This is a genomic window from Streptomyces sp. NPDC048171 (genome assembly GCF_043202655.1).
GTDB lineage: Bacteria > Actinomycetota > Actinomycetes > Streptomycetales > Streptomycetaceae > Streptomyces.
Map to the genome: position 1 here is coordinate 393167 of NZ_JBIDAU010000001.1, position 9804 is coordinate 402970.

At 68.2% G+C, this 9804-nt stretch carries 11 protein-coding genes and 1 pseudogene; 5 read left to right on the forward strand and 7 right to left on the reverse strand.

Going from position 1 to position 9804, the window contains the following annotated elements; translation table 11 throughout:
* Nucleotides 1-69: 69 nt before the first annotated feature.
* Nucleotides 70-570, reverse strand: a complete 501-nt coding sequence (locus ACGF3J_RS01810; RefSeq protein WP_202559065.1) for a YfbM family protein — start codon at nucleotides 568-570, stop codon at nucleotides 70-72.
* Between the two features lie 819 nt (nucleotides 571-1389).
* Between ACGF3J_RS01810 and ACGF3J_RS01815 the strand changes: the two genes are divergently transcribed.
* Complete coding sequence (locus ACGF3J_RS01815) at nucleotides 1390-1722, forward strand: hypothetical protein (RefSeq protein ID WP_161332498.1); 333 nt, start codon at nucleotides 1390-1392, stop codon at nucleotides 1720-1722.
* 236 nt (nucleotides 1723-1958) lie between these two features.
* Here the strand turns inward: ACGF3J_RS01815 and ACGF3J_RS01820 are convergent, their stop codons facing one another.
* The 4 genes and pseudogenes from ACGF3J_RS01820 to ACGF3J_RS01835 form a co-directional block, all read right to left on the reverse strand.
* Complete coding sequence (locus ACGF3J_RS01820) at nucleotides 1959-2258, reverse strand: hypothetical protein (protein ID WP_161332499.1); 300 nt, start codon at nucleotides 2256-2258, stop codon at nucleotides 1959-1961.
* Nucleotides 2255-2986, reverse strand: a pseudogene (locus ACGF3J_RS01825) (GntR family transcriptional regulator). The gene ACGF3J_RS01820 and the pseudogene ACGF3J_RS01825 overlap by 4 nt, the downstream one beginning before the upstream one ends.
* 8 nt (nucleotides 2987-2994) lie before the next feature.
* Complete coding sequence (locus ACGF3J_RS01830) at nucleotides 2995-3219, reverse strand: hypothetical protein (protein ID WP_161332500.1); 225 nt, start codon at nucleotides 3217-3219, stop codon at nucleotides 2995-2997.
* Between the two features lie 526 nt (nucleotides 3220-3745).
* Nucleotides 3746-4024, reverse strand: coding sequence for a hypothetical protein (locus tag ACGF3J_RS01835; RefSeq protein WP_161332501.1), 279 nt, complete (start codon nucleotides 4022-4024; stop codon nucleotides 3746-3748).
* A 79-nt stretch (nucleotides 4025-4103) separates the two neighbouring features.
* Between ACGF3J_RS01835 and ACGF3J_RS01840 the strand changes: the two genes are divergently transcribed.
* The gene (locus ACGF3J_RS01840; protein WP_161332502.1) at nucleotides 4104-4859 is read left to right on the forward strand and encodes a GntR family transcriptional regulator; all 756 of its coding nucleotides are present in this window, start codon (nucleotides 4104-4106) and stop codon (nucleotides 4857-4859) included.
* A gap of 40 nt (nucleotides 4860-4899) precedes the next feature.
* On the opposite strand, the gene ACGF3J_RS01845 is transcribed toward ACGF3J_RS01840, so the two are convergent.
* Entirely contained in the window at nucleotides 4900-5658 is a 759-nt protein-coding gene (locus ACGF3J_RS01845; RefSeq protein WP_161332503.1) for a DUF6928 family protein, read from the reverse strand.
* Nucleotides 5659-5942: 284 nt separating this feature from the next.
* On the opposite strand from ACGF3J_RS01845, the gene ettA reads away from it, so the two are divergent.
* From ettA to ACGF3J_RS01860, 3 genes are read left to right on the forward strand one after another with little or no spacing between them, the layout of a single operon-like run.
* Nucleotides 5943-7607, forward strand: coding sequence for an energy-dependent translational throttle protein EttA (gene ettA, locus ACGF3J_RS01850; RefSeq protein WP_161332504.1), 1665 nt, complete (start codon nucleotides 5943-5945; stop codon nucleotides 7605-7607).
* 6 nt (nucleotides 7608-7613) lie between these two features.
* Nucleotides 7614-8024 (forward strand): thioesterase family protein, encoded by a 411-nt coding sequence (locus ACGF3J_RS01855; RefSeq protein WP_122620070.1) that lies wholly within the window; start codon nucleotides 7614-7616, stop codon nucleotides 8022-8024.
* Nucleotides 8021-8704, forward strand: coding sequence for a hypothetical protein (locus tag ACGF3J_RS01860; protein WP_161332505.1), 684 nt, complete (start codon nucleotides 8021-8023; stop codon nucleotides 8702-8704). The genes ACGF3J_RS01855 and ACGF3J_RS01860 overlap by 4 nt, the downstream gene beginning before the upstream one ends.
* A 48-nt stretch (nucleotides 8705-8752) precedes the next feature.
* On the opposite strand, the gene ACGF3J_RS01865 is transcribed toward ACGF3J_RS01860, so the two are convergent.
* Nucleotides 8753-9712, reverse strand: coding sequence for an ABC transporter ATP-binding protein (locus tag ACGF3J_RS01865; RefSeq protein WP_161332506.1), 960 nt, complete (start codon nucleotides 9710-9712; stop codon nucleotides 8753-8755).
* Between the last annotated feature and the right edge of the window lie 92 nt (nucleotides 9713-9804).

The window sequence follows — 9804 nt, forward strand, 5'->3', positions numbered from 1 at the left end:
GTCAGCTCCCGAACCAGCAGCTAATGATCGCAGCTTCCCAAGCTGAGGTCTCACCGGTGTCTGCGCCTGTCAGTCCAGCCAGACGAGCATCGCGTCGTCCGCCCTGGCAGCAGCCTCGAAGAACTGTGTAAGCCCGTCGTACCAGGGACGCCCCCAGTCCAGCGAGCCAGACTCACTCCATCCGAGCGGATACACCTCGGCACCAGTCAGTTCAGCAGGATCCACGCCACTGACGAGCTGGTCATAGCTGGTGTCCCGCAGAGCTTTCGCCGCAAGCCGGACCCGCTCAGGCCGCAGGTACTTCGGAGGCCCGTACCCCCAGTCCTCGTCCTCGGCGAACGGCTCCTCACCGTGGATCACGTTCACGGGAAACCCAGCACGCGACAGAAGGAAGCGAAGCATGTCCCAGGCCTTGTACGTGCTGAAGTGACGCGCCTCGGCCAGCGCGGGCTCCGTCTCCTCCTCGGCGTCCTGGACCTCTTCGACGAAGTCCAAAGCCCAGTCGGGGTCCTGGATCGCTCGGTCAAGCTCAGCAGCCGTGACACGCAGGTACTCACCGATCATGCTCATGGCCGGAGACTAGGCGAGGCCACTGACAACGACCGCCGGACGGGCCGTCCCAGTTTTCGTCTCATTCAGCCCGATTCACCGACGTTCAGCCAAGACCGGAGCCAGCCTCAGCCTGGTGACGAGCCCTCAATGAACGCAGGTAGACGACCCTGCACCCCATCCAGCACCTCATCAATACAGTTGGAAAGCGTGCGTCCCCGAGCGACCTCCTTGGCCCGCCGTGCACCGCTGCGCGGAGCAGTGCGCCTTCCACAAAGGACATGTGCCCGGCAATCCTGCATTGGTCCGCACAACGGTCGAGACCGGGGGTGGGAGACGTGGCTCGTACGCAGTCCAGGTGCGGAGCGCTCACGGACAAGGGCACTCGGTGCCGGCGGCTGGCGATGGTCGGTGCGTCGCGATGCAACCTGCACCGTGGCGAGTGGTCGTCGTACACCATCGAGAAGCGTAAGGAAGCCGAGCGCAAGGCGAAGACACGCAAGCGTCGCAAGTGACCCCAGCCTGTGTGAGGTGACATCCATGGCTGACATCAACGACAGCGGACGGCAGCGGCGCGGGGCGGTGGTCTGACACGGCCACGGCCGCCCCGCGCAGCACGGGTGGACAGGGCGGTCAAACCGAACTCACAATGCGGCGCTCACGTACGAGCGCCCTCCCGGGCCGTCCTCGGGCCGTGGAAGGGCGCTCAATGGTGACCAACGTCGACAGGTGCCGACAGCTCGGCAGCAGGTCAGGGCGTTGATCGATAAGTCGGCCGCAGGTCACGGCCCCCGTGATCACTTGTGGCTGCGCAGCAGCTGCACACGTGCATCATGGAGCATGGGGATTGATCTGGAGCTGCACTCATCACGGCCGGCGCGCAGGAACTGGCGTGCGACGTTCTTGCAGACTTCCTACGGGCATGGCGACGCCCTGGCCGATGCGCTCGGCTCGCTTCAGCTTCTCGGTGTACCCGGGCGGCTTACTGCCGTCGATCCGTACGGGGATACGTTGATGAACGAGCAGGAGGCCGCAGCCGCCGTTCAGGAGATTGGCGATCTGAAGCAACAGTGCGGTGACGAGCGTCAGCTCGCCGCGTTGGACGACCTCGCGAGGATGCTGGGTGAGTGTGCAGCCACCCCCGGCAGCTATCTGTGGTTCGGGGGCGACTGAGGCTCACGCCACGACTGCCGGCTGAGTGTCTACCCTGGCGAGAGGACTGGGTCGACTCCGGGCCGTGCGAGGTCAGCCGATGCCCACCACCAACGACGGAAGCCCACGACATTCTGAACTGGTCAGAGCCGTGGGCTTCTTCAGTCCCGCTGGTCAGCGGAGCCGGTGATCAGTAGACGGGCTTCTCTCTGTGCGCTCGAGGGATGTCGCCGCAGGCAGCCGCTCTTGGCGGTCTCTCAGGGACGCGGTCCGCCGACTGCCAGGAGGTGACCGCGGCTGGTGGCAACGCGGAGGACGTCCCGGAGGGCCCCGCTCAGTTCCTTCGCCAAGCGCTGCATCTCGTCGAGGGCCACATCCCGGTCGCTGAGGGTTTCGGAGGCTTCCTCCAGGAGCTCGGCCGCCATGCCGAGTTGGACCGCCTCGACATTGTCCGCCAGGCGAGACATGTAGCCACCGCGTTCATCGGTGCTCAGGTAGCAGGGCTTGCCTTCCGGGCCCGACCACGGGAGGAGTCGCAGTTCGTTCGGTGCTGTCATCCCTTGCTCTGCCTTTCGTCGATTTCGTGGTGGGTGGTGAACACGGCGTCGACTCGATCCCCCGGGAAGGCCAGAAGCGCGGCTTCGACGACGCGGCCCGTGGAGTCGGTGGCGATGCGAGTGATGGAGAGGACGACTGACGCGATGCCGATCCGGAGGGCCGAGTCTTCGTCCGGTGTCGGGAAGCGAGCGCTCACCGTCTATCGGGCAGCAGTCGGGGGTGGAGCGAGGTAGGCGAACCTTCTGGCTGCCTCTCTGGATGTGGAGGCGTCGTCGAGTGCTTCGGGCGGGACCAGGCCGTGCGGCATGTAGACGCGCGCCAGGCCGTGTGGTGACACACCTTGGCGGCTGAGGCAGGTGAACTCCACGACGGAGCTGCCCGTGGGCACCTTCAACAAGGTCGCCAAGTGCGCTTGTGCCTGAACTGCGGTGCTGCGGATGGTGACGCGCAAGTCCGGTTCGGCGGCGGTCCACGGGTCCAGGGTGCCCCAGCCGCCGACGTACATGATCTTGCGGTGAGGGCGGCGGACGAAGTTGCCTTTGCCGTGGATCTTCTCGACGAGGCCTTCCCTCTGGAGCACGGCGAGTGCTCTTCGCAGCGTCACCGTGCTGATCTCGTAGCGGTCCGCGAGAGCAGCCTCGGATGGAAGGCGTTCGCTCGGCAGGATGCGGCCGGCTGTGATCTGCTGCCGGAGGCCGTCGGCGATGTCGAGGTGGCGTGAGCGCATGGAGCCGGTCACCGCCTTCTCAGCATTCGCACGGCGACGAGCCGGGTACGCGCATGTATGGTCAGCAACTCGCCCGACTCAAAAACCAGTTGCTTCACTCCCTGAGGGAGCTGGAAAAGGTCTCTCACCCGGACGACACGGCCGCCGAGTTGGATGATGTCGCCGCGCTGCACGGTGGTCGCGGTGACCTCGATGTTGGAGACCAGCGGGCCGCCGGGGGTATACGCCGTCACCGCGTCACCCCCAAGGACGCGGACGGGTCAACGCCCGAGTGGCACGGGCAGTCGCACGCCTCGCAGATCACCGGGATGTCGGACGGGGCCGGCGTCGGGGAGGCGTCGGCGCAGACGTGGTGCGTGCCGATCCGGCATGCAGTCGAGCGGTAGGGGGCGGACGCGGCGTCTGGGATGTGCGGCTGTCGACGATGTGGCATCAGTAAGCCCCTGTCAGCGATGACCAGGCGTCCGCCGAGAGGTGAGGGGCGATGACCATCGCACGTGTCCGGAGGCGTGCTTCCATCGCCAGGACGTACGGGCGGACCAGGACCACGTCCTCTCCTCTGAGCAGGTTTCGATGAGATGCCGCGTCGTCGGCTGTACGGCCCAAGCCGGGGGCCGACGTGCCCACGGGCCCACGAGGGACGGGGAGAGGAGGAGGAAAGGCAGGTGCTAACGGACGGCGGTGCCTGCCCCTTGGAGAGTTGCGCGCCCTAGTGAGCGAGAAGGCGCGGCGGATACGGTTGAACACGCTGTTCAGCTCCTATCGCTGATGGCTCGGTCCCCCGACATCGCCCGTCGTGGGGGCCGCTTTGCGTACGACCGCCCATAAGGTGCGGTCGTTCAAGCTGGTGGCGAGGAGCCCGAATCGGTCGGCCTCAGCCACCACGTCCAGGACGTCCCGCCATGACTCGGCGGAGAGCGTGTCCGGCACCTCCACTTCCACCGCTGTGTGCTCGTGCTGTTCCTCCACTCGTGTGGAAAGCCCGAGGGCGGTCAACCGGGCGGCGATGGCCGCCGCGCTAACTCCCGAAGCGGGCACAGGGCAGCCTCCGTCATCCAGCGATCACTTTAAGTGAAGCTAGTTAACTAGATTAGAGCTAGTGGACTAGATTTTCCATATGCATGAGCAGCCGCCCTATCTCCGCGTCGCCGACGAACTCCGGCGGCGGATCGCGGAGCACCTGTGGGAGCCGGGAGACCGTCTGCCCTCTCGCGCGCAGATCGGCCAGGAGTGCGGCGTCGGCGAGAACGTGGTCCGTCGGGCGCAGGAGCTGCTGATCTCCCAAGGTGTGCTTGAGGGTCGCGCCGGGTCGGGTACCTACGTCACCGAGCCCCGGCAGCGGGTGCGAGTGGTGAGGTCCTCGGCGCGTGAGCAGCCGAGCGGGTCGCCCTTCCGGGCCGATATGAAGGCTGTGGGCAGGCAAGGGGACTGGGAGAGCCGGACGGACGCCAAGGTGCCGGCCCCCGCAGACATCGCGGCGCGACTCGGCATCGACGAGGGCGAGCTGTGCGTGCGGACGGCGTATGAGTTCCTGGCGGACGGCAGGCCTGTGCAGTTGTCAACGAGTTGGGAGCCGTACGACCTCACCGCGGGCACTCTCGTTGTTCTCCCGGAGGGTGGGCCGCACGCGGGAGCGGGCGTCGTGAACCGGATGGCCGCGATCGGCATCACGGTGAGCCATGCCGTCGAGCAGCCGGAGCCCAGACAGGCGACCGCCGAAGAGGCGTCGCTACTCGGCGTCCAGAAAGCCGCCCTCGTCACGCACATCCAGCGGACGTACTACAGCGACGATGGTCGGCCCGTGGAGACAGCCGACATCGTGGTGCCCGCGGCTCATTGCGAGATCGTCTACGAGATCCCGATCACCCGGTGAAGGAGCTCCGCGGAGACTCAGCAGAAAGAACTTGATCGGGTCAAGGGCCTGACCGCTCGATCAGTGCGCCGTCAGGTCCCAGGGTGTAGAAGCGTGGCGGGTCCATGGCTGCCGCGGCCCTGCGTAGTTCTGCCTCCTGTACGGCGGAGTCGGGCCCATGCGGCTCCCTCACATGGAAGCCATGCAGTCTGGTGGCATCCGCGTCGACGTCGTCAGATTCGGGTCGGCCCTCTTGGACGAAGCCGCAGAGCGCGCGCAACGCGTCCTCGCCCAGCTCCATGGGGTGGAAGGGCAGGGCATATGGCTCTTCCTCCTCGCCGGGCCAGGGGACGATGTCCGCCGGACGGTCTCCGGCCCAGTAGGGCAGTTCGAAGGGGAGCGGTTCGCCGATGTTCTCGGTGATTCCGCTGTCCGGCGAGAGGCTCAGCGAGCGGACGAGGCGTCCGTCCTCCCACACGGCGAACGCCAGCCAGTCGACGACGCTGTGCATGGCATGCAGGACGAGCCGTCGGCCGGCGCTCGCCGCCACCAGGTGTTCCGGAAGCTCGGAGGGGCTGTCGATCATCAGACTCTGGTCGCCCACGACCTCCACGCCGGGCCAACTGGCCGCGTACACCGTCCCTTGCGGCGGGTACACGCCGTCCGAGAGGTTCGAACCCTCGCACTCATCGATCTCGCAGCCCGGATAGAGCCGCCGCAGCATGGCCTTCGTCCGTACAAGGTCAGCCACCCCCACTTGACGCAGCATTCCCGCGGCGTCCCCGTCGGCGCACACCAGCAGTCCCGTCTTGGCTCCCACAGGCCCTCCCCAGAGCGTCGCCCTTCATGGCGGACGCACCATAGCCGCAGGGACTGACACTGGAGAGGCCTCGACCACGCGTCCGGCTGGGCCGTCCCTGGGCCGTGCGAGGGTGCCCGAGGCCGATCGGCGGCGACCGGCAGTGACAGGTGAGGCTCCGGGGGGCATCCGGGAAAGGCCAGGTCAGGAGCCCCGCAGGGAACGCGTTTCCTCACAGCGGTGGCGGTGCGGCAAGATGGGGTGTATCTGCCCACTGCCTGATTCAAGCTGCCGGACGGTTTCTCTTGGCTGAGTACATTTACACCATGCGCAAGGCGCGCAAGGCGCACGGCGACAAGGTGATCCTCGATGACGTCACCCTGAGCTTCCTGCCCGGCGCGAAGATCGGCGTGGTCGGGCCGAACGGTGCCGGTAAATCGACCGTGCTGAAGATCATGGCCGGGCTGGAGCAGCCGTCCAACGGTGACGCCTTCCTGTCGCCGGGCTACACGGTCGGCATCCTGCTGCAGGAGCCCCCGCTGAGCGAGGACAAGAACGTCCTGGAGAACGTCCAGGAGGGTGTCGCCGAGGTCAAGGGCAAGCTCGACCGGTTCAACGAGATCGCCGAGCAGATGGCCACCGACTACTCGGACGCGCTGCTCGAGGAGATGGGCAAGCTCCAGGAGGAGCTCGACCACGCCAACGCCTGGGACCTCGACGCCCAGCTGGAGCAGGCCATGGACGCGCTGGGCTGCCCGCCCGGCGACTGGCCCGTCGCCAACCTGTCCGGTGGTGAGAAGCGCCGCGTCGCGCTGTGCAAGCTGCTGCTCGAGGCGCCCGACCTGCTGCTGCTCGACGAGCCCACCAACCACCTCGACGCCGAGTCGGTGAACTGGCTGGAGCAGCACCTCGCCAAGTACGAGGGCACCGTCGTGGCCGTGACCCACGACCGGTACTTCCTGGACAACGTCGCCGGCTGGATCTGCGAGGTCGACCGCGGGCGGCTGCACGGCTACGAGGGCAACTACTCCAAGTACCTGGAGACCAAGCAGACCCGTCTCAAGGTCGAGGGCCAGAAGGACGCCAAGCGCGCCAAGCGGCTCAAGGACGAGCTGGAGTGGGTGCGGTCGAACGCCAAGGGGCGGCAGGCCAAGTCCAAGGCGCGTCTCGCGCGGTACGAGGAGATGGCCGCCGAGGCCGACAAGATGCGGAAGCTGGACTTCGAGGAGATCCAGATCCCGCCGGGCCCGCGCCTGGGCAACGTCGTCGTCGAGGTCAACAACCTCAGCAAGGCCTTCGGCGAGAAGGTGCTCATCGACGACCTCAGCTTCACGCTGCCGCGCAACGGGATCGTCGGGGTCATCGGACCCAACGGTGCCGGCAAGACCACTCTGTTCAAGATGATCCAGGGCTTCGAGGAGCCGGACTCCGGGCAGATCAAGGTCGGCGACACCGTCAAGATCTCCTACGTCGACCAGAGCCGCGAGAACATCGACCCCAAGAAGTCGCTGTGGGCCGTTGTGAGCGACGAGCTGGACTACATCAACGTCGGCCAGGTCGAGATGCCCAGCCGCGCGTACGTCTCCGCCTTCGGGTTCAAGGGGCCGGACCAGCAGAAGGCGGCCGGTGTGCTCTCCGGCGGTGAGCGCAACCGGCTCAACCTCGCGCTCACCCTCAAGCAGGGCGGCAACCTGCTGCTCCTCGACGAGCCGACCAACGACCTCGACGTCGAGACCCTCAGCAGCCTGGAGAACGCCCTCCTCGAGTTCCCCGGGTGCGCCGTGGTCGTCTCCCACGACCGGTGGTTCCTCGACCGGGTCGCCACGCACATCCTCGCCTACGAGGGCGAGTCCAAGTGGTTCTGGTTCGAGGGCAACTTCGAGTCGTACGAGAAGAACAAGGTCGAGCGGCTCGGTGCGGATGCCGCGCGTCCGCACCGCGCCACCTACAAGAAGCTGACCCGGGGCTGATCGATCTTGCGGCACATCTACCGCTGCCCGCTGCGCTGGGCGGACATGGACGCGTACGGCCACGTCAACAACGTGGTCTTCCTCCGCTACCTGGAGGAGGCACGCATCGACTTCCTGTTCCGCCCGGAGAAGGACTTCAAGCAGGGGTCTGTGGTGGCGCGCCACGAGATCGACTACAAGCGGCAGCTCGTGCACCGGCACCACCCGGTCGACATCGAGCTCTGGGTCACGGAGGTGAGGGCGGCCTCCTTCACGCTCACCTACGAGGTCAAGGACGGAGACGTGGTCTACGTCCGCGCCTCGACCGTGATCGTGCCGTTCGACTTCCAGACGCAGATGCCCCGCCGCATCACCGCTGAGGAACGGGAGTTCCTGCGGGAGTACACGGACGACAAGGAGGAGGCCGTCGCCGCATGACGGTGCTCCATCTGGCCGACGAGGGGGAGGCCGCGGATCTCGCGGCCTTCCTCTCCCGGCTGCTCCACTACGACCGTTCGGCCGCCGTCCGTCTCCAGGCGGCCGGTACCGCTCTCGCGGTCTTCGGCCGGCCTCCCTCCTTCGAGGTGCTGGCCGTGCGCGCCGTACGGCTGGCCAAGCCGTACGAGAACGGACTCGACGTCACCCTGGACGTGACCGTCTCCGCCGGTGAGCTGCTGGAGTCGGTGGACGAGCAGTCCGCCACCGCCGGGGTTCCGGGTGCCGTGACCGGGCCGCCCTGGGCCGGGGTGCTGCCCCCGCGTGGCGGATGGCGGTCCGAGCCGGGGCTTCCCGCGCCGGACGCCCTGCGCGCGCTGGTCGCCGCCGCGGTGGCGGAGTTCCGCTCCCGTACGGGGGAGTTGGCGGCCGAGGCGCGTACCCGGGCCGAGCTGGACCGGATCGGCCGCGACATCTGGTCCCGGACGGTCGGCGACACCGGGCTGCCGGTACGGGCCGTGCACGCGGCCCAGTCACTCGGGTTCCTGCGGCCGGGGGCGGAGTCCGCCGAGGACGCGCCGGGTCTGTTCTCCTCGGGCGCCTGGCTCCGGCTCCGTACGCCCTACGGGTCCGTCGCGCTGCGCCGGGCGGGCACCGGCGCCCTCGGTATCAGCGTGCGCTGACCTCCGTCGGAGCGTCCGTCTCACTGAGCACTGAGCACTGAGCACTGATCACTGATCACTGTCGTCCGGGCGTACGGCGATGTGGTCGGCCTCCAGTTCCAGGGCGACGCGGTCGCGCATGCCGAGGGCCGCCGTGTAGTCGGCGGGCAGCTGGAGCCGTCCGGCGCGGTCGAGCATGGCGTACTCGCGGGCCACCACCGTCTCGTGGCCGGTCGTGGCGTCCACCTCGCTGCGGCGCAGGACCTCCGTGGAGGTGCGGCCGTCGCGGATGGCGACCGTGCGGCGGACCTCGCCCGCCACCGCCTGGTCGTGGGTGACGATGACGATGGTGGTGCCCAGGCGCTCGTTCGCGGTGCGGAACGCGGCGAAGATCTGCTCCGCCGTGTGGGAGTCCAGCTCGCCCGTGGGCTCGTCGGCGAGCAGCACCGAGGGCGCGCCCGCGAGGGCCACCGCGATGGCGACGCGTTGCTGCTGGCCTCCGGACATCTCCCGCGGGCGGCGCTCGCGGCAGTCGGCGACGTCCAGCAGCTCCAGGAGCTCCAGGGACCGTTCGGCACGGGCCCGTCGGGCGGTCCGGCCGCGTGCGCCCGCCAACTGCATCGGCAGGGCCACGTTCTGGGCCGCCGTCAGGTACGGCAGCAGGTTGCGCGAGGTCTGCTGCCAGACGAAGCCGACCACCTCGCGGCGGTAGGCGAGGCGGTCCTTCGCGGTCATCGTGAGCAGGTCGCGGTCCGCCACCCGGGCCGCCCCGGCGGTGGGGGTGTCCAGGCCGGCCAGGATGTTCATCAGCGTGGACTTGCCGCTGCCCGACGCACCGACCAGGGCCATCAACTCGCCCTCGCGGACCAGCAGATCGAGGCCCTGGAGGGCCTGCACCTCCACGCCGTCCGCGCTGAAGATCCGGACCAGGCGGTCGCAGGTGATCAGCGCGTCGTGGCCGTAGGCGGGCCGGTCGCGGGACGCGGTGGCGCGGTCGGCCAGGTCGGCGAGGGTCGGGTTCGTCGTCATCGTGCCTCCTGCGCGGATACGGCTCGTCGTCCAGGGGTGCCGGTGGGGGAGCGGTCCGTCGGACCCGCCGGGGACGGTCGGCCCGCCGGGGA

Coding starts and splice junctions, on each gene's coding strand:
- ACGF3J_RS01810 (WP_202559065.1), bottom strand. CDS start 570: ATGAGCATGATCGGTGAGTACCTGCGTGTCACGGCTGCTGAGCTTGAC.
- ACGF3J_RS01815 (WP_161332498.1), top strand. CDS start 1,390: ATGGGGATTGATCTGGAGCTGCACTCATCACGGCCGGCGCGCAGGAAC.
- ACGF3J_RS01820 (WP_161332499.1), bottom strand. CDS start 2,258: ATGACAGCACCGAACGAACTGCGACTCCTCCCGTGGTCGGGCCCGGAA.
- ACGF3J_RS01840 (WP_161332502.1), top strand. CDS start 4,104: ATGCATGAGCAGCCGCCCTATCTCCGCGTCGCCGACGAACTCCGGCGG.
- ACGF3J_RS01860 (WP_161332505.1), top strand. CDS start 8,021: ATGACGGTGCTCCATCTGGCCGACGAGGGGGAGGCCGCGGATCTCGCG.
- ACGF3J_RS01865 (WP_161332506.1), bottom strand. CDS start 9,712: ATGACGACGAACCCGACCCTCGCCGACCTGGCCGACCGCGCCACCGCG.